Genomic DNA, 19,152 nt, shown 5'->3' on the forward strand with positions numbered 1-19,152 from the left:
AGATAGAACGAAAGAACGCACATGTTCGATATTCATCGCGTGGAAATTGAGTGGGGCGGACGCACGCTCAAGCTCGAAACCGGGCACATGGCCCGCCAGGCGGACGCCGCCGTCGATGCGCAATACGGCGAGACCAGCGTGCTGGCGACGGTCGTCGGCGCCAAGAGCCCGAAGCCGGGCATCGATTTCTTCCCGCTCACGGTCAACTATCAGGAGCGCACCTACGCCGCTGGCAAGATCCCTGGCGGCTACTTCAAGCGCGAGGGACGGCCCACCGAGAAGGAGACGCTGACCTCGCGCCTCATCGACCGCCCGATCCGCCCGCTGTTCGTCGAGGGCTTCAAGAACGAGGTGCAGGTCGTCGTCACCGTTCTCAGCCATGACCTTGAGAACGATCCGGAGATCGTCGGCATGGTCGCAGCCTCTGCCGCGCTGACGCTGTCGGGCCTGCCGTTCCTCGGACCCATCGGTGCCGCGCGCGTCGGCGTGATCGGCGGCGAGCCGGTGCTGAATCCGATGATCGACGAGATGGTCGAGAGCTCGCTCGATCTCGTCATCGCCGGCACGCATGACGCTGTGATGATGGTCGAGAGCGAGGCCAAGGAACTGCCCGAGGCGCTCATGCTCGAGACCGTGATGTTCGGCCACAAGCACATGCAGCCCGTCATCCAGGCCATCATCAAGCTCGCGGAGAAGGCGGCCAAGGAGCCGTGGGACATCCAGATCCCCGACAAGGACAAGTACAAATCCCAGGTTGCGGCCATCGCCGGAGATCTGCTCAAGACGGCCTTCTCGACCAGGGAGAAAGGGAAGCGTCAGGATCTCTGTGCGGAAGCCAAGAAGAAGGTTTTCGAGGGCATCGAGATCCCCGTTGACGATCCGGCCGAGAAGGTGCTGCTGACCGACGCCTTCAAGGCGCTCGAGATGGAGATCATGCGTGGCGACGTGCTCAAGACGAAGCGGCGCATCGACGGCCGCGACCTCGAGACGGTGCGCCCGATCCTGTCGGAAGTGCACGTGCTGCCGCGTACGCACGGCTCGGCCCTGTTCACGCGCGGCGAGACGCAGGCGCTCGTCGTGGCCACGCTCGGCACGGGAGAGGACGAGCAGTACGTCGACAGCCTCGAGGGCACCAAGAAGGAGCGCTTTCTGCTCCACTACAATTTCCCGCCCTACTCGGTCGGCGAGACGGGCCGCATGGGCTCGCCGGGCCGGCGCGAGATCGGCCACGGCAAGCTTGCCTGGCGTGCCGTGCGCCCATTGCTGCCCAAGTCCGACGAGTTCCCTTACACGCTGCGCGTGGTGTCCGAGATCACCGAAAGCAACGGCTCGTCGTCGATGGCGACCGTCTGCGGCACGTCGCTCGCCCTCATGGACGCCGGCGTTCCGCTGAAGTCGCCGGTTGCCGGCATCGCCATGGGCCTCATCAAGGAGGGTGACGATTTCGCCGTGCTGTCCGACATCCTGGGCGACGAGGACCATCTCGGCGACATGGACTTCAAGGTGGCGGGCACGACCAACGGCGTCACTGCGCTACAGATGGACATCAAGATCACCGGCATCACAGAGGAGATCATGAAGGTCGCCTTGGCGCAGGCGAATAAGGGGCGCCTGCATATCCTCGGCGAGATGGCGAAGGCGCTCACAGGCGCCCGCGAGGAGCTCGGCGAGTACGCACCGCGCATCGAGACGATCAAGATCCCGACCGATAAGATCCGCGAGGTGATCGGCTCGGGCGGCTCGGTGATCCGCTCCATCGTCGAGGAGAGCGGGGCCAAGATCGACATTGACGACGACGGCACGGTGAAGATCGCGTCTGCCAACCGCGAGAGCATCGAGAAGGCGCTGGCGCGCATCAAGGGAATCACGTCCGAGCCCGAGGTCGGGCAGATCTACAAGGGCAAGGTCGTGAAGATCATGGAGTTCGGCGCGTTCGTGAACTTCTTCGGTGCCAAGGACGGTCTCGTGCACATCTCGCAGCTCACCCAGGGCCGTCCGCAGACGGTCGGCGAGGTGGTGAAGGAGGGCCAGGAGGTGTTCGTGAAGCTCCTGGGTTTCGACGATCGCGGCAAGGTGCGTCTGTCGATGAAGATCGTCGATCAGGCGACGGGTCAGGAGATCCCGCGTGCCGAGGGCGAGCCGGAGGAGGTGTTCTCGGCCGAGCGTCCGCCGCGGCGCGAGCGCGAGGGTGGTGGGCGCCGCCGCCGCGAATAGCCGGATTCGATAACATCAACGGCGGCGGCGAAATGCCCGCCGCCGTTTTTCATTGGGTCTTGTGCAAATGGTCCGCTCCGATTTGCCGCCAGAGCCGGATTTCTCGCTGCATCCGGACCAGGTGCAAGCGCGCGCCCTCGTGGAACGGCTGTTCGAGCAAGTCGCCGCCGAGCTGAGGGTGCTGCTGCCCGCCTCCGCGGATATCCGCCATGTCGGCGCGACGGCGGTGGCGGGATGCGTCACGAAGGGCGATCTCGACATCGTCGTACGGGTTCCGTCCGAGGCGTTCGTCACGGTGGATGACGCCTTGGCGGCAAGGTTTCCGCGCAATATCGGCTCCAAGCGCACGGATGCGTTCTCCTCGTTCGAGGATGCGACGACTACGCCGCATCTTGGCATCCAGCTCACGATCGCGGGCGGCGAGGACGACTATTTCCATCTTTTCGCCGATGCGTTGCGGCAGGATCCGGGGCTTGTCGCGCAGTACAATGCGCTCAAGCGGGAATTCGACGGCAAGCCGATGGAGGTGTATCGGGCCGCGAAGAGCGCCTTCGTCAGGGATGTCCTGAGCCGGCTTGGCCGGTGACCTCCTCTGTCAGCGCCGCGGCGATGAGCGGGGCGATGGTCGGCGAATTGCCGATGGCGCCGGTGTAGATGGCGTTGGCGCCGGTTTCCGCGATGATATCGGGCACGTCCTCGCCGGCGTGCATGCCGTCGCCGAAGAAGAAGCCGGCGACGATCGTCGGCACGGTTGCGGTTGCACGCAGCGTGTCCTCCAGGAAGGGCTCCTCCTCGAGAAAAGCCATCGTGACGCTCGCGAAGCGGCGGGCGAGGGCTACGCGGGCGGCCGCCTTGCGCGTCGCTGTGGCGGAGGCGGGGCCGAGCTTCGAGCCATGGCCGACGATCAGCAGGCGGGAGGTGGCAGGTTCGAATCCCTCCCGCTCCGCCACGGTCAGTGCTTCCTGCACGAGAAGGTCCGGCAGGGCGGGATCGAGGCCCAGCGGGACCAGGAGCTTCGGCTCCGGGGCCGTCTCTGTCGCGCGGATGCGGTCATTCAGGACCTTCTGCACGAAGTATCCGTCGGCCATGAACAGCGGATAGACGGCGATCTGCGCGGGGCCTGATGCTGCGGCCTCGGCGAGCGCCTGCTCGATGGTGGGTGTGCCCTTGAGCACGCCGATGGCGACGGGGAGCCCGGTCAAAGTGCGCACGGCCTCGGCCTGGGCCTCGAGCGCGGCATTGGGCGATGCCCCGCCGCGGTCTCCGTGGCTCGCGAGCACGGCGGCCAAAGGACGTGCCTCGCCGGTCATGGATCGGTCGCTTCCGCGATGGCGAGCTCGAGTGCGTGGCGGACGGCCGGCAGGAGATCGAGCGCGCAGGCGGCTTCCTTGCCGTGCTCGGACATCTTGCCCAGCGTCTTGGCCAGGATGTTCACGACCTTCTCCGGCGGGTGCTTGGCGGCGAAGTCCTCCGCATAGTGGGCGAGGAAGACAAGGGCGGCCACATCCTCGAGCGCCTGGGTTTCCGCATCGCGGCGCAGGTTCTCCTTGCGCAGCAGCGATCCCACGCGAGCGATCTCCTCGGCGCTGTAACCCGAGGCGGCCAGGATCTCGCCGGCCCACTCCGCGTGCTTGCGGCCCAGCTCCTTGCGCCAGCGCAGATAGCCGGGCCGGTCCATCGGGTACGTCGAACGCGGGACCTCCCAGCGGCGGATGTGCTGTGCGCGCACCGCGAGCTGGAGCGCCTCCGAGGCGTTCGGATAGACGCGCGCCAGCATGGCGGACATGCGTTGCCCGTAGACGAGCTCCGCGGGTACCTCGGCGCCATCGAGCGGGACACGGTTCGGATCCCTGCCGTTGGCGGCGTCGATGCCGGCGATGGCCTTGCTCAGGCGGTCCATGCTTCAGCTCTCACAGTGGTCCCTTGAAGATGAAATAGGCCCCGGCGACGATCAGTGCAAAGCCCACGGCATGGTTGATGGTCAAAGGCTCCTTCAGGAACAGGATCGAGAAGCCGGCAAAGACCGTTAGCGTGATCACGTCCTGGATCGTCTTGAGCTCGGCGGTGGTGTAGGTGCCATGCCCCAGGCGGTTGGCGGGCACGGCGAGGCAATACTCGAAGAAGGCGATGCCCCAGCTTGCCAGGATGACGATCCATAGCGGACTGGTCTTGTATTTCAGGTGCCCGTACCAGGCGAAGGTCATGAAGATGTTCGACAGGGACAGAAGCAGCACCGGCGCAAAAAAGTTCGGCGATCCGAAACTCGACAAGGGGGTTCTCCGTATCCGTTATGTGGAACTGCGCTCGACGGGCCTTGGTCCGCGGGTGCCTCAGGACTGATTAAGGCAAGCCGGTGGTGGTGTCTCGACAAGGGACGGCAATCCGCTATCAGTGGGCGTGGCGTTCCGCGGGAGGCGGACGCCTACGGCGTCGCCAGAGTGGGCAGGCATGAGGTCTTCGCGTCAAGAGCTGGATGCGCTCCTGGCCGGCGTGTCGCGCGGCGACGAGGCCGCCTTTGCCGAGCTGTACCAGGTCACCTCCGCGAAACTTTATGGCGTCGCACTCCGTATCCTGCGCAGCAAGGAGGCCGCGGAGGACGTGGTCCAGGACAGCTACTTCAAAGTCTGGGAGCGGGCAGGGGATTTCGATCCCAAGATCGCCGCTCCTGTCACCTGGATGGCGGCCATTGTGCGTAACAGGGCGCTCGACGAGGTGCGGCGGCGGGCGGCGCGTCCGCAGGCCGACGTGTCGGAGCTGGACAGCGTCGAGAGCGACGACGAGCCGCCGCTCGAGGTGCTGGGACGGCGGGAGGATCTGGACCGCCTGATGCGCTGCCTCGAGGGCCTCGAGCCCGAAAAGCGGCAGATGGTGCGGCTCGCCTATCTCGACGGCCTCTCCCGCGAGGCGCTCGCCGTGCAATTCGGCCACCCGGAAGGAACCATCAAGACCTGGCTGCGCCGCAGTCTGGCTCAGTTGAAGAGGTGCCTCGAGCCATGACCGAGCTCGACGACATCGATGCGCTGGCGGCCGAGTATGTGCTGGGCACGCTGTCCTTTGCCGAGCGGTCGGAGGCCGAGGCCCGGCGCGCGCGCGATCCCGCATTCGATAAGGCCGTGCTGGCATGGGAACGTCGCCTCGGGCCGCTGGTGGAGGCGGTGGTGCCGGTGGCGCCGCCGGCAGGGCTCTACAACAAGATCCGCGCGCAGATCGGGCTCGCCTCGCATGTGGCCTCGCTCAAGGCGCGGGAACAGGCGATCGTGCGGCGCGCAAACCGGTGGCGGAACGCGGCTATCGGCATGACGGCGGTCGCCGCCTCGCTGGCCGGTATTATCGGATGGCAGGACTATCAGCGTCGCTTGATGCCGACCCAGTACGTGGCGGTGCTGCAGGCAGGGGATGCTGTGCCCGCGTTCCTGCTGACGGTCGATACCAAGAGCAACATGTTCGTCATCTCGGCCATGCAGAAGCCTGCAGAGCCAGAGAAGTCCTATCAGCTCTGGCTCGTGCACAACGACATGCCGCAGCCGAAATCGCTCGGCGTGTTCGACGATGCCGGCATGGACGTGCGTCCCATGAGGCCGGACGGGCCGATGCACGACATGATGATGGACGGCACCTATGCCGTCAGCGTGGAGCCGAAGGGCGGCTCGCCGACGGGCACGCCCACGGGGCCTGTGGTGTTCAGCGGCAAGCTGGTCAAGGCGACGCCCTGAGCTTGGCGCGATGCGAGGTGCGGAGGCCCTGGGTCCCGGCTCTGCGTGGCAACGCTTGCGCGTCGCCACTTCGGCCGGGATGACGGGGTGGTGTGACAGATACAAGCGTGTCATCCCGGCCGAAGCGCAGCGGAGGGCCGGGACCAAGGCCAAGCGCAAGAAGAGTGTCAGATCGTTAGCGTGCCGGCCTTGGCGGCGGCGTAGCGCTCGCCGACGGCCTTCCAGTTCACGACGTTCCACCAAGCCTTCAGATAATCCGGGCGCTTGTTCTGGTACTTGAGGTAATAGGCGTGCTCCCAGACGTCGTTGCCGAAGAGGACCCGCTTGCCCTCCATGATCGGCGTGTCCTGGTTGGGCTTCGAAACCAGCTCCAGCTTGCCGGCCTTGTCGACGGTGACGAAGACCCAGCCCGAGCCGAACACCTTGCCGCCCGCGGTGTTGAAATCGGTCTGCAGCTTCTCGAGGCCGCCGAGGTTGCTGTCGATGGCGGTTTTGAGGTCGCCCTCGGGGCCGGTGCCGCCGGGCGCGCCCATGATCTGCCAGAACATCGAGTGGTTGGCGTGGCCGCCGCCGTTGTTGCGCACCGCGGTGCGGATCGCGTCCGGCACCTCGTCGAGCTTGGCCAGCAGCTCCTCGAGTGGCAGCTTGGCAAGGTCGCCATGGTCGGCCAGGGCCTTGTTCAGGTTGTTGACGTAGGCCTGATGGTGCTTTCCATGGTGCAGGCCCATGGTCGTGGCGTCGATGTGGGGTTCCAGCGCTTCGGGCTTGTAGGGGAGGTCCGGGAGCGTGAAGGGCCCGGTAGGCGCGTCTGCGGCGAAGGCGCGGCTAAGGCCGCCCGACGAGACGGCGGTCATCAGGGTCGCGGCCCCGGCGGCGCAAAGGAAGTTTCGGCGATCGGGTGTCAACATCGGCGGTCTCCGTAGTAGGCTGAACAACTGTTGCTGCCTCAGAACACGGTCAATCGGTATATAGCTACCCTTTAAGGCAACGCCAGATACAGCAACAAAGTTCATCAGGATACCGCAATGGGGCTCAGGCTCGACAAAGCGCTTCTTCTGAGGGGGCTCATACCCACGCGCTCGCGTGCCCGAGACCTCATTGTGCGCGGCGCGGTCAGCGTGGATGGGGCGGTCGAGCTCAAACCGGGTGCGCTCGTTGCGGACGACACGCCGATCGCACTCGCGGAATCGTCCGACTACGTTTCACGCGGGGGACTCAAGCTGGAGGCGGCGCTCGATGCGTTCGGCCTCGATCCGCAAGGTCGGGTGGCGCTCGATGTCGGGGCCTCTACGGGCGGCTTCACGGACGTGCTGCTGAGGCGCGGAGCCGAGCACGTCTTCGCGGTCGACGTGGGGCACGGGCAGTTCAATCCGCGTCTCGCGGCCGACCCGCGCGTTACCTCGCTGGAGGGGCAGGACGTGCGGGCGCTGACGGTGCGAGAGGTCCCGCGGCCGGTGGAGGCGATCGTCGCCGACGTGAGCTTTATCTCGCTCGAGAAGGCGCTGCCGGCGGCGCTCGGCTTGGCGGCGCCCGGTGCATGGCTGGTGGCGCTGGTCAAGCCCCAGTTCGAAGCGGGCCGCGAGGCGGTCGGCAAGGGCGGCATTGTGCGCGACGCGTCCGTGCGGGAGGCGCAGGTGGACAAGATCGCGGCGTGGATTGGCGGGCTTCCCGGATGGCGTGTGGTCGGCATTGTTGCCTCGCCTATCGCCGGCGGCTCGGGCAATCAGGAGTTTTTGCTGGGAGCGCGGCGCGATGGCTGAGGTCGTTATCGCGCACCTCGGGGCGAAGGGCGACGGCGTCGCCATGCGGGACGGCGAGGCGGTCTATGTGCCGTTCGCGCTTCCGGGCGAGCGCTGGCGGCTTGCGCCCCAGGAGGCGGTGCGGCTAACCGACAGCGAGGAACGCGCGGCACCTGCGTGCCGTCATTTCATGCAGTGTGGCGGCTGCGTCGCGCAGCACATGGCGCCCGCGCTCTATCGCGAGTGGAAACGCGACCTTGTGGTCGAGGCGTTCCGGCACCGGGGCATCGCGGCCGAGGTGGCGCCGCTCGTGGTCGTGGATGCGGCCTCGCGCCGGCGCGCGTTCCTCGGCATGGAGCGGCGCGGGGGCGAGGTCATCATCGGCTTTCGCGAGGAGGGGCAGCATACGCTCGTCGATCTCGCGGAGTGTCCCGTGCTCGATCCACTCATCGTCGGCGCCCTGCCAGGGCTGCGGGCGCTGGCGCAACGCGTGATGGCAGACCGCGCCGGGGGGCGACTGGTCGTGACGCGGCTCGATCATGGCCTTGATGTCTCGTTCGACAACGGTCGCAGGGATCTCTCGCCGCATGAGCGGTCGGAGATCGGTGCGCTCGCGCAGAGGATGGGGCTTCTCCGGCTCGTGGTCGGCGGGGAGCTGATCGTTGCTGCGGGCAGGCCCGTGGTTACCATCGGCGGGGTCGCGGTCGAGATCGAGCCGGGGCTGTTCCTGCAAGCCGTGCCCGAGGCGGAGCGGATGCTCGCGGCGCACTGCCTCGCGGCTTTGCCGAAGTCGGTCAAGCGGGTTGCGGATCTTTTCTCCGGCGCGGGGACTCTGACGCTGCCTGTGGCGCGGCGCGCGTCCGTCACCGCCTACGACAGCGATAAGCGGGCGATCGGGGCTTTGTCGGCGGCGGTGCGCCATGCGCAGGGGCTGAAGCCGGTCACGGCGCTGGTGCGGGACCTGTTCCGCGATCCGCTGTCTGTGCGGGAGCTTGCTCAGTTCGACGCAGTAGTGCTCGACCCGCCGCGCGCGGGCGCGGCGGCGCAGGCGGAGCGCCTCGCCAAGTCGACGGTGCCGGTAGTGATCGCAGTGTCGTGCAGCCCGGCGACGCTGGCGCGGGACGCGCGCGTGTTGATCGACGGCGGCTACCGCATGGGGCCGGTCATGCCGATCGACCAGTTCCTGTATTCACCGCATGTGGAGGCGGTGGTCGTGTTCCGGCGATAGGCGTGCGTGTCGCACCTTACCCGGAAGCGGATCCTGGCGATCGCTTCCGGCCTTCCCTCACGGGGGAGAGGCGAAGAGGGGTCGGAGGAACGCGAGGGTGACGGGCGAGCGGCGAATCAGGCCGAGGCCTTGGCCTTTGCGGTGCGGGCCTTGCCGGCCAGCTTCTTCAACCGCTTGCGGGCTGCGGCTGTGTTGCCCTGGATGCGGGTTGCCTTCGGACGCGGAATAGCGCGACGGGCCTTCTTCTTCTGCGTCTCGACCTTGCGGTGATGGCGGGCTGTCATGGGAAAATCCTTTAAATGCCGGGCCCTAGGTCCCGTGCCAACGATCTCGAACGCCTCGTCTAAGCGATCTCGCGCCGGGAGGCAAGCCGAACCGTCGGGGCTGGAGAGGCGGGGGTGTCCGGCAATATCCCCTGTGGCATCCGGCCTGTCACAGGGCTGAAACATGACACCATTAGTCGGGCCGGATTGAATAAGGTTATCCGGGGGCCTGCAATGGGTGGAGCGGTCGAGGCGCACGCGCAAGGTGAGGGCGTACTCAACAGACGGCGGAACCACCGCCTAACCGAGGCCGTGCATCGATACGGTGCGGCGAGCCGCAAGGGCCTCGAGGAGCGCTTTTTTACGTTCGCTTTCTCCGGTCTCGTCTATCCCCAGATCTGGGAGGACCCGGTCGTTGACCTCGAGGCGATGGCGCTGAAGCCCGGCGAGGCCGTGGCGGCGATCGCGTCCGGCGGCTGCAACGTCCTCTCCTATGTCACGGCCCAGGACGTGCGCGTTACGGCGCTCGACCTCAACCCGGCGCATGTGGCCCTCAACAAGCTCAAGCTGACGGCGGTCCGCCATTGCCCGGACTACGAGACGTTCGCGCGCTTCTTCGTCTCGGCGGCCGATCGCGGGACGGCGGAGATTTACGACGGGCTGCTCAAGCCGCACCTTGACCCCGCGACGCGGGCGTATTGGGAAGGGCGCGACATGCTGGGCCGGCGGCGCATCGGCTACTTCGCGCGCCGCTTCTACCGGCAGGGGCTGCTCGGCGGGTTCATTACGCTCGGCCACTGGGTCGCGCGCCTGCACGGGCGCAATCCGGCGGAGCTTCTCGCTGCCACGTCGCGCGCCGAGCAGGAGCGGATTTTCGAGGCGGAGCTCGCGCCGCTATTCGAGATGGGCCACATGCGCTGGCTCATGGACAAGCCGGCGTCGCTGTTCGGGCTCGGCATCCCGCCGTCGCAGTTCGATGCGCTCAAGGGCGACGCACCGCATATGGCCGACGTGCTCAAGGCCCGGCTCGCGCGTCTCGCTCACGGCTTCGATCTTAAGGACAACTATTTCGCGTGGCAGGCGTTCGGGCGTGGCTACGCCGTCGGCGGCGCCGGTCCGCTGCCGCCCTATCTGCAACGCGGCAACTGGGAAACGCTCAAGGCGCGGGCCGACAACGTCGGCATCGTGCACGCCAAGTTTGACGAGCATCTCTCGCGGCTTCCTGAGCCGACATACGACGCCTACGTGCTGCTCGATGCGCAGGACTGGATGACGGACGCGCAGCTCACGACGCTGTGGAGCGAGATCGTGCGCACGGCGCGGCCCGGCGCCCGCGTCATCTTCCGCACGGCCGGCGAGGAGACGATCCTGCCGGGGCGCGTGCCGCAGGCGCTCCTCAAGCGCTTCCGGTACGATGCAGAGCAGGGGCGCGCTTTCACGGCGCGCGACCGGTCGTCGATCTACGGCGGGTTCCATCTCTACACCTTCGAGGGGTGACCGATGGCGAACGCAGCGGCCGAGATGGACGCCATCTACCGCGTCCAGCGGCATATCTACGATGCGTCGCGAAAATACTATCTGCTCGGGCGCGACGGCCTGATCGACACGCTGGATGTGCCGACCGGCGGCAGCATTCTCGAGATCGGCTGCGGCACGGGGCGCAATCTCATCCTGGCGGCCCGCCGCTATCCGTCGGCGCGCCTGTTCGGGATCGACGTGTCGCACGCCATGCTGGAGACAGCGTCGGCGTCCGTCGCGCGGGCGGGGCTAGGCCACCGCATCATGCTCGCGCAGGCGGATGCGTCATGCCTCGACGCGCAAGCGTTGTTCGGGGTCGCTGGCTTCGACCGCGTGTTCGTATCCTACGCTCTGTCGATGATCCCGCCGTGGCGGGAGGCGCTCGTTTGTGCGTTCGAAGCGGTGCGACCCGGCGGCGCGCTGCACATCGTCGACTTCGGCGAGCAGAGCGGGCTGCCGTCGGCATTCCGCACGGGGCTCAGGGCCTGGCTGCGGAAGTTCTCCGTCGAGCCGCGCGCGGAGCTGGAGGAGGCGCTGCGGGCGCTTGCCGGCGAGACGGGTGCCGCGTTGACCTTCGAGCGGCCGTTTCGCGACTACGCCTGTCGCGTCGTGCTGCGGAAGCCCAGTAGCTAGGCGACGAGCTTGCCGACAACGAATGCGGGGAGGATGAGCGCCAAAGCCCAGAGCACGGCGGAAACGGCGCTCATGCCCATGAAGGGCAGCATCGGGCGTTCGAGGGAGCCGGTTTCCATCGGTACCAGACCGCGGTTGAAGCCCTGGAACTTGCTCAGGATGAGGCTCACGGGACCGTGGCTTTCGACAAAGGCGCGCGCGTCGGCGTGCTGCTTCTTGGTGGCGCAGAAGGGCCAGGCAAGGGCGCGGTTTTCCTTGTGCATGATGCCTTTGTAATAGGCGTAGAAGTCGCCGACGAACGCGCCGGCCGCGATCGCAAAGAGGATGAGTGCGATGTTGCCGTTGCCGAGCACCATCAGGGAGCCGAGCCCCAGGACGAGGACCAGCGTCGGCACGAACAGGATCGGGCGCGGGATGCTGTTGGCCAGGGCAAGGAAGAACAGGACCGTCGCGACCGCGTATTGATGCGTGGCCAGGAAGGCGATGACCTCGTCCTTGAAGGTCACGAGGTAGAAGGAGGGTCCGATGACGCCGATCGCCCAAATGAAGGCTGAGAGGATGTTGGCGATCTGAAACGGGATCTCCCGCATGTTGAACATGCCGGCGACGACCGGGATCACCGCGCGGACCGGCCCGAAGAAATGCCCCAGGAAAACGCCGAACGCGCCGTAGGTTTCGAAGAATTCCTGTGCCTGGGCGATGAGGTGTGGGCGCGTCGTGAACGGCCAGATCTTGTGCACGCTGTCCTTGAAATAGCGGCCGAGCCAGAACGAGACGGCATAGCCCAGGCTGCCGCCGAAGCCGGCCCATAGGATCGCGGGTAGCAGCACGCTTGCCTCGATGCCGCTGGCTGCCAGGAGGGCGGCGATGCCGACGAGGATGGCGGTGCCCGGCACGAGCAAGGAGAGGAAGCAGAAGCTTTCACCAAAAGCCACGAGGAAGGCGACGGGGCCGGCCCAGCTCTCGTGCTCGCGGACAAAGGCCACGACCGTCTCGACAACTGCCTCAAGTGCCATCAGGGAACATCCTTCATGTCAGGAGGGCCGGGCATTCAGGCGCTTCCGGCACGGAGGAGGTGGATGCAGGCGCCCGGACGGGGCCGCGGTCCAGTTTGGCGAGGCTCAGCCCGTCTTGCAACGCCGATTGATCTCATTCTGCAATTCGCGGCCGACCTCGCCGGCCAGCATGGTGCTGCGGGAGACCTGGGCCGGCGTCAGGCGCGAGCCCATGCTTGCGAGGCTCGTCCGGGCGGTGTCCGCCTCGAGCTTTCCGCGCCTGAGCTCCGCGCAGGTCAGCTCCTTCTTCTTGGTCTTGTATGCGAACAGCCGCACGCCCGACGCATAGGCTTCGGGCGTCGGCGACTCGTTGATCCAGCTCTTGGACTTGTCGTCCACCATGTGGCGCAGGGTAGCCTGACGGCGGTTTATGCATTCCGGGGAGTCGTCGACGCAGCCCAGCCCGGCGCGTGCTCCGATCTCCGGGCCGGTCCCTATGGCGCAGGCGCCGAGGCATCCGCTCAGGCCCAACAAGCCGGCAACCAGGGCCAAGTTCGCCGCACTTGCCGCGGCGTGGCGGACGTTCATCTCGGAGCCTCTTGTTATCACCGGTAGGAGCCAATAGAAGGCGGCCGTGGCAGGGTCAAGGCGCTCGCGTGGACTCCGTGTGCTCCAAAACGGGCGCGGCCACGTATCGAGCAAACGATATCCAATTTCTTTCATGGAGTTGCTCGCTATGGTGCATGGGATCCGTGTGCATGCCGTCGGCGGCCCCGACTGTCTCAAGTGGGAAGAAATCGAGGTCGGCGCGCCGGGTCCGGGGGAGGTGCGAATCAGACAGCGCGCCGCTGGGCTCAACTACATCGACGTCTACCACCGTACCGGCCTCTATCCGGTGGCGCTGCCCGCCGTGATCGGCATGGAAGGCGCGGGCGACGTGGTGGCGCTCGGGGAGGGTGTGACCTCGCTCGCGGTCGGCGACCGCGTGGCCTACGGGAGCGTGCTCGGCGGCTATGCGGAGGAGCGGCTCATCCCCGCGGACCGGCTGGTGAAGCTGCCGGGAGGCATCACCTACGAGACGGCGGCGGCGATGATGCTGCAGGGCATGACCGTGCGCTATCTGTTGCGCGAAACCTACAAGGTCGGACCGGAGACCGTGCTGCTGTTCCATGCGGCGGCCGGCGGTGTTGGGCTCATCGCGTGTCAGTGGGCGCGGGCGCTCGGCGCGACGCTGATCGGCACGGTCAGCACCGACGAGAAGGCTGAGCTGGCGCGGGCGAACGGTGCCACGCACGTCATCGTCACCTCGCGCGAGGATTTCGTCGCGCGGGTAGCGGAGATCACGGGAGGCAAGGGCTGCGACGTGGTCTACGACAGCATCGGCAACGACACCTATCTCGGCTCGCTCGACTGCCTCAGGCCACGCGGCATGTGGGTCAGCTTCGGCAATGCCTCGGGGCCCGTGCCGCCGGTCGATCTCAAGCTGCTCAAGGGCTCGCTGTTCGCGACGCGGCCCACGCTCATGGCCTACGTAGCGACGCATGCGGAGCTTGCAGAGAACGCCGCCGACCTTTTTCAAATGGTCGAGAGCGGGGCGATCAAGATCGTGGTCAATCAGACTTTCCCGCTCAAGGATGCCGCCCTCGCGCACGAGGCGCTCGAGGCACGGCGAACGACGGGATCGACCGTTCTCACCATCTGAGCGCTTTCCCCAGAGACAGGACACTCCATGGCGCAGAAAAAGCCGATCGACCTCTATTTCTGGCCCACGCCCAACGGCCACAAGATCCGCATCATGCTCGAGGAATGCGGGCTCCCCTATCGCATCAAGCCCGTCGACATCAACAAGGGCGACCAGTTCAAGCCGAGGTTCCTCAAGATCTCGCCCAACAACAGGATGCCGGCCATCGTCGATCCGGACGGGCCAGGCGGGGAGCCGATCTCGATCTTCGAGAGTGGCGCCATCTTGCAGTACCTGGGACGGAAGACCGGCAAGTTCTATCCGAAATCGGAGCGGGCGCGCGTGGCGGTGGAGGAGTGGCTCTTCTGGCAGGTCGGTGGGCTTGGGCCGATGGCGGGCCAGGCGCACCATTTCCGGCTCTTTGCCCCGGAGAAGGTCCCCTACGGCATCGAGCGCTACACGAAGGAGACGACGCGGCTCTACGGGGTGCTCGACAAGCGGCTCAAGGGCCGCAGCTTCATCGCCGACGACTACTCGATTGCCGACATGGCCGCCTATCCCTGGGTCCTGTCCTGGGAGCGGCAGGGGCAGGTCCTCGACGATTCTCCGCGCATCAAGGCGTGGCTCAAGCGGATCTCAGAGCGCGAGCCCGTGCAGAGGGGGATGTCGAAGGTGCTGAAATAGCGCCCTCGGCGCGTGTTCCGCCAATCTGCGAGCATGGTTAGCGGGAGCTTTCCATAATCGTTAAGGTTGGATTTCTCAGTGCCCGGAAGTCATGCGTTTGGGTCGAAACGAGTCGCGTGACAACGGCATTTTCGCGAAGCACCTGTTCCCTAGTTTACCGCTTCTCATGGGAGAGCGGCCTATCGTTCGTGTCCAGAGCCCAGTATTTCCGGCCTTGGTGGCGGGAGCACGGGCCTAGGGTTCCGATGGACGAAAGGCCAGAGGTGAACAGGGATGGCACGATTTGATTTTTCGGCCGACGACGTTGTGGACGTCGCGGCCCAGGGAGGCGGAGCGGACGCGCTTTTCCAGCTCGGCCTCATGTATTGCGCGGGTCGCGATGTCGAGATCGACCTCGTCGAAGCTCACAAGTGGTTCAATCTCGCGGCGCTGCGCGGCAACGAGGAGGCGAAGACCTACCGGCTCGAGCTTTCGCGCGAGATGACGAAAAAAGAAATCGCGGCCGCCCAGAAGAGCGCCCGCGAATGGTTGCGTTGCCACTAGGGCCGTACGTGGATCGGCCCTCTACGCGACGTCGCCAGTCTCGAGCCGCGCCGCGTTCTGCACGGCCTTCTGTACCTTCTCGAAGGCCCGCACCTCGATCTGGCGGATACGCTCGCGCGATACGCCGAACTCCGCGGACAGCTCCTCGAGCGTGATGGGATCGTCCGCCAGGCGACGGGCCTCGAAGATGCGGCGCTCGCGCTCGTTCAGCGTTGAAAGCGCGTCCGACAGATAGGACTTGCGTCGGCCCAACTCCTGGGTCTCGACAAGCCGCTCCTCCTGGTCCGGCGCGTCGTCCACCAGCCAGTCCTGCCATTCGCCAGATTCGGAATCGGCGCGCACCGGCGCGTTCAGCGACGCATCGCCGCCGAGGCGGCGGTTCATCGAGATGACGTCCTCCTCCGACACGCCGAACTTCTTGGCGATCGACTTCACGTGCTCGGGCTTGAGGTCGCCCTCCTCGAGCGCCTGAAGCTGGCTCTTGGCGCGGCGCAGGTTGAAGAACAGCTTCTTCTGCGCGGCCGTAGTGCCCATCTTCACAAGGCTCCACGAACGCAGGATGTATTCCTGGATCGAGGCGCGAATCCACCACATGGCGTACGTTGCGAGACGGAAGCCGCGGTCAGGCTCGAAGCGCTTGACCGCCTGCATCAGGCCGACGTTGCCCTCGGAGATCACCTCGCCGATGGGAAGGCCGTAGCCGCGATAGCCCATGGCGATGCGCGCCACGAGACGTAGATGCGACGTGATCAGCTCCTGGGCGGCATCGGGATCGCCGTGCTCGCGCCAGCGCTTGGCGAGCATGTATTCCTGATGCGGCTCGAGCATCGGAAAGCGGCGGATCTCCTCGAGATACCGCGAGAGTCCGCCGGAGCCGCCGGCACTGGTCGGAAGAGATTTCGCTGCCATCTGTCTCAAACGCTCTGGCCGGCCTTGACCGGTCAGTTCACGCTCCCCATGTCTCCCTCCAACGATGAACTCGCCTTCGGGTCAGCTCCGCTGCCGTCGGATGACGGCAACGTTGCATTCGATTCGTCAGGGCGCTTTGCCGCATCCGGGAAGAGCGTTTCCGCTCGCCCGGCCGATTTCAGCTTGCCTGGATCTTTTACGTCGGGTGCCGACGCTTGGATCTCTTACGTCTCCGTCGTAGTCCAACGCTTGGCACGCCGGACAGTTTCGACGTCTGCACTGTTAACGTAATCCTACAACCGAATCCGTCGGCGCGGCTAATTACCGTTTGGAAACGTTGGATTTTGCCTTGCGCTTGGGCACGCGTGCAGGTGCGATCGGAGCGGGCTTCAGTGCCCGATAGAGCGCTTCGATCTCCGGAGGTCGCGGACTTGTGAAGTGCAGCGGGCGACGCGTGACCGGGTGCTCGAACCCCAGCTCCATGGCGTGAAGCGCTTGCCGGCCGAGGTTCTCCAGCGCCTCGGCAGCTTTTTCCGGCAGGTGCCGGGCACTGGATTTGAAGCCTGCTCCATAGACGGAATCGCCCATGACCGGATGGCCGATGTGGGCGAGGTGGACGCGGATCTGATGCGTGCGCCCGGTTTCGAGTGCGAGGCGCAGGCGGGACGCGATCGGCTTTCCGTCGGGTCCCGTGAAGGTCTCCATAACCTCGAAATGGGTAACGGCGTGGCGCCCTTGCTCGCCGCGCATGACCGCCATGCGCGTGCGGTTGGTCGGGCTACGGCCGAGATTGGCCTCGACGGTGCCGCTGGGGCGTGAGGGGACGCCCCACACGAACGCTTCATAGGTTCTCACCAGCCGGCCGTCGCAGCCGTGGGCGGCGAACTGCTCGGCCAGGCCCCGGTGCGCGATGTCCGACTTGGCGACAACCAGGAGGCCCGACGTGTCCTTGTCGAGGCGATGGACGATGCCGGGACGCTTCACGCCGCCGATGCCCGACAGCTCGTCGCCGCAGTGGGCGATCAGGGCGTTGACCAGCGTGCCTTGGGTATGGCCGGCGGCCGGGTGCACAACGAGGCCTGCGGGCTTGTCGAGCACGAGAAGGTGTTTGTCCTCGAATACGATGGTGAGCGGCAGGGCCTCGCCCGTGGGACCTGCGGGCTCCGGCGGCGGGATGGCGATGCGGATCACCTGTCCCGGCGCCACCTTGCTCGCGGGATCGGACAAGACGCCCGCCGAGCTCTCCACGTGCCCCTGGCGGATAAGAGCCTGGATGCGGGCGCGGCTCAGGGCCTCAAGGCGACCGGCGAGGAAGCGGTCGAGGCGCAGTCCGGCGTCGGCCTCGCCTGCGGTGACCTCAAGCGGCCCGGCCGGGATCTCGCCTGCCGGATCCTCGGCGTCGTCGTCCCATTCGCTGTCACATCCGGTGGGCATCAGAGGACGACCGTCCGGGCAGGTAACGGCCCAGAGGCGAAATTCTGTCGTCTCGCCGGTAAACCTGTTAGAGCAGGGGCCTGATCCTGGGCGACACCAAGGACTTGCAAGGGCCTCGACATGGCGATCCTTCCGAACGACACGTCACCCCGCGACGCCGCCGACAGCCGCGCGGCGGGCGAGGCGTTCGCCCGGAACGTCAAGGAGCGCGTGCTGGTCTTCATCGTGGTCTTCCTCGGGCTCTTGATCCTGGCCGGGCTCGCGGCCGTGGTTCTCAGGATCATCTATCTCTCGTCGACCCCTGGTGCGCAACGGACGATGCCCGAGGCAGGGCAAAGCGCCGTCGCCGCGACCGCAGACCGCCTCGATCTGCCGGCAGGCGGCAGTGTGAAGTCGGTGTCGGTGAACGGGGACCGGCTCGCCGTTCACTACGAGGCGCCCGGCGGGGCCGGGATCGTGATTCTGGACGTTGCGAGCGGGGCGGTGCTGCGGCGCGTGGACGTCGTGCCCGGCGGGGTTCCGCGCTGAAGCCATCTGACGCGTCTTGCCTGTGCCAGCGGTGAAGTTCCTGCTTGATCGGCGCCGCCGCCTCTCCTATAGGTGGCGTCCTTCTGAGAGCAGCCCCGTTCGTCTAGTGGCCTAGGACACCAGCCTCTCACGTTGGTAACAGGGGTTCGAGTCCCCTACGGGGCGCCACGTTTTTTTAAAGTATTTCAAGCGCTTATACATCGCAACCCGTGGGGGACCGCGACAGCAACAATACTTCCGCGCGATGAACGATGCCGGATTTGAATGCCACGCTGTGAGATGGATCTTGTGATTCGGCTCGACGTGAAAAGCGCCCATCGCTGATCGGTCTGTCGTCGACACCGAGTTTGCGGACATCGCTGACGCTGTTCTTGCTGACGTCTTGCCGAATTTTGATGAGGTCCCCTCTTATTGCCGAAGCGGCCGTGCCTCGTATCCACACCTCAGGACTCGGGTGTGAACTCCAAGAGTTCATTTGGGGGGCAGCGCTGTCGATCCTTTCTCCGCCGCATAAGCCTACCTGATGAGGTAAGGGCTTGCGTGCTCGAAATGGCACGGTGGCTCCCGGCGCCGGACGGGCGGCGATTGCGCGTCCAAATCCCGAAAGCAGCCGCCGCCGCCAGGCCCTTCAATGCCCGAGCGCTTTGCCGATCTCCTCGGTCATCTTCTTGGCGTCGCCGAGCACCATGACGGTGTTGTCGCGATAGAAGACGGGATTGTCGATGCCGGCATAGCCCGAGGCGAGCGACCGCTTGTTGAAGAACACGGTCGCGGCCTTCCACACCTGCAGCACCGGCATGCCGTAGATGGGCGAGCTCTTGTCGTCCTCGGCCGCGGGGTTCACGACGTCGTTGGCGCCGATGACGTAGACGGCATCGGCCTGCGAGAACTCGGAGTTGATGTCCTCGAGCTCGAACACCTCGTCGTAGGGCACGTTGGCCTCGGCCAGCAGCACGTTCATGTGGCCCGGCATGCGGCCGGCAACCGGGTGGCTGGCGTACTTCACCTCGACGCCTTCCTTCTTCAGGTTGTCGGCCATCTCGCGCAGCGCGTGCTGCGCCTGCGCCACC

Annotated in this window: 22 protein-coding genes and 1 tRNA gene; 13 read left to right on the forward strand and 10 right to left on the reverse strand. The window is 66.2% G+C overall.

Annotation, left to right across the window (positions count from 1 at the left end; genetic code table 11):
- Nucleotides 1-21 precede the first annotated feature (21 nt).
- The gene (gene pnp / locus IT540_RS10325; protein WP_291176829.1) at nucleotides 22-2,214 is read left to right on the forward strand and encodes a polyribonucleotide nucleotidyltransferase; all 2,193 of its coding nucleotides are present in this window, start codon (nucleotides 22-24) and stop codon (nucleotides 2,212-2,214) included.
- Between the two features lie 67 nt (nucleotides 2,215-2,281).
- The gene (locus IT540_RS10330; RefSeq protein WP_291176832.1) at nucleotides 2,282-2,800 is read left to right on the forward strand and encodes a GrpB family protein; all 519 of its coding nucleotides are present in this window, start codon (nucleotides 2,282-2,284) and stop codon (nucleotides 2,798-2,800) included.
- On the opposite strand, the gene IT540_RS10335 is transcribed toward IT540_RS10330, so the two are convergent.
- Genes IT540_RS10335 through IT540_RS10345 form a run of 3 tightly spaced genes read right to left on the reverse strand, consistent with a single transcriptional unit; the run spans nucleotide 2,769 to nucleotide 4,484 of the window.
- Entirely contained in the window at nucleotides 2,769-3,524 is a 756-nt protein-coding gene (locus tag IT540_RS10335; protein WP_291176835.1) for a CbiX/SirB N-terminal domain-containing protein, read from the reverse strand. The two genes, IT540_RS10330 and IT540_RS10335, sit on opposite strands and share 32 nt — an antisense overlap.
- A complete protein-coding gene (locus IT540_RS10340; RefSeq protein WP_291176838.1) occupies nucleotides 3,521-4,114 on the reverse strand; it encodes a DUF4202 domain-containing protein in 594 nt (197 codons plus the stop codon). The genes IT540_RS10335 and IT540_RS10340 overlap by 4 nt, the downstream gene beginning before the upstream one ends.
- Before the next feature lie 10 nt (nucleotides 4,115-4,124).
- Entirely contained in the window at nucleotides 4,125-4,484 is a 360-nt protein-coding gene (locus IT540_RS10345) for a DMT family protein (RefSeq protein ID WP_291176841.1), read from the reverse strand.
- Nucleotides 4,485-4,662: 178 nt separating this feature from the next.
- Here IT540_RS10345 and IT540_RS10350 point away from each other — a divergent pair, with 178 nt between their 5' ends.
- Both IT540_RS10350 and IT540_RS10355 read left to right on the forward strand, forming a co-directional pair.
- Nucleotides 4,663-5,211, forward strand: a complete 549-nt coding sequence (locus tag IT540_RS10350) for a sigma-70 family RNA polymerase sigma factor (protein ID WP_291176844.1) — start codon at nucleotides 4,663-4,665, stop codon at nucleotides 5,209-5,211.
- Entirely contained in the window at nucleotides 5,208-5,927 is a 720-nt protein-coding gene (locus IT540_RS10355) for an anti-sigma factor (RefSeq protein ID WP_291176847.1), read from the forward strand. Before IT540_RS10350 ends, IT540_RS10355 begins: the two co-directional genes overlap by 4 nt.
- Before the next feature lie 167 nt (nucleotides 5,928-6,094).
- Here IT540_RS10355 and IT540_RS10360 read toward each other — a convergent pair whose 3' ends face one another.
- Nucleotides 6,095-6,835 (reverse strand): superoxide dismutase, encoded by a 741-nt coding sequence (locus IT540_RS10360; RefSeq protein ID WP_291176850.1) that lies wholly within the window; start codon nucleotides 6,833-6,835, stop codon nucleotides 6,095-6,097.
- Between the two features lie 117 nt (nucleotides 6,836-6,952).
- Here IT540_RS10360 and IT540_RS10365 point away from each other — a divergent pair, with 117 nt between their 5' ends.
- Together IT540_RS10365 and IT540_RS10370 are read left to right on the forward strand one after the other, a co-directional pair.
- A complete protein-coding gene (locus IT540_RS10365; protein WP_291176853.1) occupies nucleotides 6,953-7,687 on the forward strand; it encodes a TlyA family RNA methyltransferase in 735 nt (244 codons plus the stop codon).
- Nucleotides 7,680-8,894: an RsmD family RNA methyltransferase gene (locus IT540_RS10370; RefSeq protein ID WP_291176856.1), complete on the forward strand. Its 1,215-nt coding sequence runs from the start codon at nucleotides 7,680-7,682 to the stop codon at nucleotides 8,892-8,894. Before IT540_RS10365 ends, IT540_RS10370 begins: the two co-directional genes overlap by 8 nt.
- Before the next feature lie 116 nt (nucleotides 8,895-9,010).
- On the opposite strand, the gene IT540_RS10375 is transcribed toward IT540_RS10370, so the two are convergent.
- The gene (locus IT540_RS10375) at nucleotides 9,011-9,178 is read right to left on the reverse strand and encodes a hypothetical protein (protein ID WP_291176858.1); all 168 of its coding nucleotides are present in this window, start codon (nucleotides 9,176-9,178) and stop codon (nucleotides 9,011-9,013) included.
- A gap of 213 nt (nucleotides 9,179-9,391) precedes the next feature.
- Between IT540_RS10375 and IT540_RS10380 the strand changes: the two genes are divergently transcribed.
- Together IT540_RS10380 and IT540_RS10385 are read left to right on the forward strand one after the other, a co-directional pair.
- Nucleotides 9,392-10,654 carry a DUF3419 family protein gene (locus tag IT540_RS10380; protein WP_291176860.1) on the forward strand — a complete coding sequence of 421 codons (1,263 nt, stop codon included), beginning with the start codon at nucleotides 9,392-9,394 and terminating at the stop codon, nucleotides 10,652-10,654.
- Between the two features lie 3 nt (nucleotides 10,655-10,657).
- Nucleotides 10,658-11,308 (forward strand): class I SAM-dependent methyltransferase, encoded by a 651-nt coding sequence (locus tag IT540_RS10385; protein WP_291176862.1) that lies wholly within the window; start codon nucleotides 10,658-10,660, stop codon nucleotides 11,306-11,308.
- Here IT540_RS10385 and IT540_RS10390 read toward each other — a convergent pair.
- Nucleotides 11,305-12,324: a VTT domain-containing protein gene (locus IT540_RS10390; protein WP_291176865.1), complete on the reverse strand. Its 1,020-nt coding sequence runs from the start codon at nucleotides 12,322-12,324 to the stop codon at nucleotides 11,305-11,307. The two genes, IT540_RS10385 and IT540_RS10390, sit on opposite strands and share 4 nt — an antisense overlap.
- A 105-nt stretch (nucleotides 12,325-12,429) precedes the next feature.
- Nucleotides 12,430-12,891: a hypothetical protein gene (locus tag IT540_RS10395; protein WP_291176868.1), complete on the reverse strand. Its 462-nt coding sequence runs from the start codon at nucleotides 12,889-12,891 to the stop codon at nucleotides 12,430-12,432.
- A 148-nt stretch (nucleotides 12,892-13,039) separates the two neighbouring features.
- Between IT540_RS10395 and IT540_RS10400 the strand changes: the two genes are divergently transcribed.
- The 3 genes from IT540_RS10400 (at nucleotide 13,040) to IT540_RS10410 (ending at nucleotide 15,211) form a co-directional block, all read left to right on the forward strand.
- Nucleotides 13,040-14,005, forward strand: coding sequence for a quinone oxidoreductase (locus IT540_RS10400; RefSeq protein WP_291176892.1), 966 nt, complete (start codon nucleotides 13,040-13,042; stop codon nucleotides 14,003-14,005).
- A gap of 27 nt (nucleotides 14,006-14,032) precedes the next feature.
- A complete protein-coding gene (locus tag IT540_RS10405) occupies nucleotides 14,033-14,668 on the forward strand; it encodes a glutathione S-transferase N-terminal domain-containing protein (RefSeq protein ID WP_291176870.1) in 636 nt (211 codons plus the stop codon).
- A 273-nt stretch (nucleotides 14,669-14,941) separates the two neighbouring features.
- Nucleotides 14,942-15,211 (forward strand): hypothetical protein, encoded by a 270-nt coding sequence (locus IT540_RS10410; protein ID WP_291176873.1) that lies wholly within the window; start codon nucleotides 14,942-14,944, stop codon nucleotides 15,209-15,211.
- A 21-nt stretch (nucleotides 15,212-15,232) separates the two neighbouring features.
- On the opposite strand, the gene rpoH is transcribed toward IT540_RS10410, so the two are convergent.
- Together rpoH and IT540_RS10420 are read right to left on the reverse strand one after the other, a co-directional pair.
- Nucleotides 15,233-16,120, reverse strand: coding sequence for an RNA polymerase sigma factor RpoH (gene rpoH / locus IT540_RS10415; RefSeq protein WP_291176876.1), 888 nt, complete (start codon nucleotides 16,118-16,120; stop codon nucleotides 15,233-15,235).
- Nucleotides 16,121-16,441: 321 nt separating this feature from the next.
- Nucleotides 16,442-17,554, reverse strand: a complete 1,113-nt coding sequence (locus IT540_RS10420; RefSeq protein WP_291176879.1) for an RluA family pseudouridine synthase — start codon at nucleotides 17,552-17,554, stop codon at nucleotides 16,442-16,444.
- Between the two features lie 120 nt (nucleotides 17,555-17,674).
- On the opposite strand from IT540_RS10420, the gene IT540_RS10425 reads away from it, so the two are divergent.
- Both IT540_RS10425 and IT540_RS10430 read left to right on the forward strand, forming a co-directional pair.
- The gene (locus tag IT540_RS10425; protein ID WP_291176882.1) at nucleotides 17,675-18,082 is read left to right on the forward strand and encodes a hypothetical protein; all 408 of its coding nucleotides are present in this window, start codon (nucleotides 17,675-17,677) and stop codon (nucleotides 18,080-18,082) included.
- 92 nt (nucleotides 18,083-18,174) lie between these two features.
- A tRNA-Glu gene (locus tag IT540_RS10430) sits at nucleotides 18,175-18,250 on the forward strand.
- Nucleotides 18,251-18,710: 460 nt separating this feature from the next.
- On the opposite strand, the gene IT540_RS10435 is transcribed toward IT540_RS10430, so the two are convergent.
- Nucleotides 18,711-19,152 (reverse strand): NAD(P)(+) transhydrogenase (Re/Si-specific) subunit beta (locus IT540_RS10435; protein ID WP_291176884.1); only part of this gene is annotated, 442 nt, incomplete at its 5' end.

Origin of the sequence: Hyphomicrobium sp., from assembly GCF_020852195.1 — a bacterium.
Lineage (GTDB): Bacteria > Pseudomonadota > Alphaproteobacteria > Rhizobiales > Hyphomicrobiaceae > Hyphomicrobium_C.

Excerpts from the sequence above, each read along its gene's own strand:
- pnp (WP_291176829.1), top strand. The coding sequence starts at position 22 with ATGTTCGATATTCATCGCGTGGAAATTGAGTGGGGCGGACGCACGCTC.
- IT540_RS10330 (WP_291176832.1), top strand. The coding sequence starts at position 2,282 with ATGGTCCGCTCCGATTTGCCGCCAGAGCCGGATTTCTCGCTGCATCCG.
- IT540_RS10335 (WP_291176835.1), bottom strand. The coding sequence starts at position 3,524 with ATGACCGGCGAGGCACGTCCTTTGGCCGCCGTGCTCGCGAGCCACGGA.
- IT540_RS10340 (WP_291176838.1), bottom strand. The coding sequence starts at position 4,114 with ATGGACCGCCTGAGCAAGGCCATCGCCGGCATCGACGCCGCCAACGGC.
- IT540_RS10350 (WP_291176844.1), top strand. The coding sequence starts at position 4,663 with ATGAGGTCTTCGCGTCAAGAGCTGGATGCGCTCCTGGCCGGCGTGTCG.
- IT540_RS10355 (WP_291176847.1), top strand. The coding sequence starts at position 5,208 with ATGACCGAGCTCGACGACATCGATGCGCTGGCGGCCGAGTATGTGCTG.
- IT540_RS10360 (WP_291176850.1), bottom strand. The coding sequence starts at position 6,835 with ATGTTGACACCCGATCGCCGAAACTTCCTTTGCGCCGCCGGGGCCGCG.
- IT540_RS10365 (WP_291176853.1), top strand. The coding sequence starts at position 6,953 with ATGGGGCTCAGGCTCGACAAAGCGCTTCTTCTGAGGGGGCTCATACCC.
- IT540_RS10370 (WP_291176856.1), top strand. The coding sequence starts at position 7,680 with ATGGCTGAGGTCGTTATCGCGCACCTCGGGGCGAAGGGCGACGGCGTC.
- IT540_RS10375 (WP_291176858.1), bottom strand. The coding sequence starts at position 9,178 with ATGACAGCCCGCCATCACCGCAAGGTCGAGACGCAGAAGAAGAAGGCC.
- IT540_RS10380 (WP_291176860.1), top strand. The coding sequence starts at position 9,392 with ATGGGTGGAGCGGTCGAGGCGCACGCGCAAGGTGAGGGCGTACTCAAC.
- IT540_RS10385 (WP_291176862.1), top strand. The coding sequence starts at position 10,658 with ATGGCGAACGCAGCGGCCGAGATGGACGCCATCTACCGCGTCCAGCGG.
- IT540_RS10390 (WP_291176865.1), bottom strand. The coding sequence starts at position 12,324 with ATGGCACTTGAGGCAGTTGTCGAGACGGTCGTGGCCTTTGTCCGCGAG.
- IT540_RS10395 (WP_291176868.1), bottom strand. The coding sequence starts at position 12,891 with ATGAACGTCCGCCACGCCGCGGCAAGTGCGGCGAACTTGGCCCTGGTT.
- IT540_RS10400 (WP_291176892.1), top strand. The coding sequence starts at position 13,040 with ATGGTGCATGGGATCCGTGTGCATGCCGTCGGCGGCCCCGACTGTCTC.
- IT540_RS10405 (WP_291176870.1), top strand. The coding sequence starts at position 14,033 with ATGGCGCAGAAAAAGCCGATCGACCTCTATTTCTGGCCCACGCCCAAC.
- IT540_RS10410 (WP_291176873.1), top strand. The coding sequence starts at position 14,942 with ATGGCACGATTTGATTTTTCGGCCGACGACGTTGTGGACGTCGCGGCC.
- rpoH (WP_291176876.1), bottom strand. The coding sequence starts at position 16,120 with ATGGCAGCGAAATCTCTTCCGACCAGTGCCGGCGGCTCCGGCGGACTC.
- IT540_RS10420 (WP_291176879.1), bottom strand. The coding sequence starts at position 17,554 with ATGCCCACCGGATGTGACAGCGAATGGGACGACGACGCCGAGGATCCG.
- IT540_RS10425 (WP_291176882.1), top strand. The coding sequence starts at position 17,675 with ATGGCGATCCTTCCGAACGACACGTCACCCCGCGACGCCGCCGACAGC.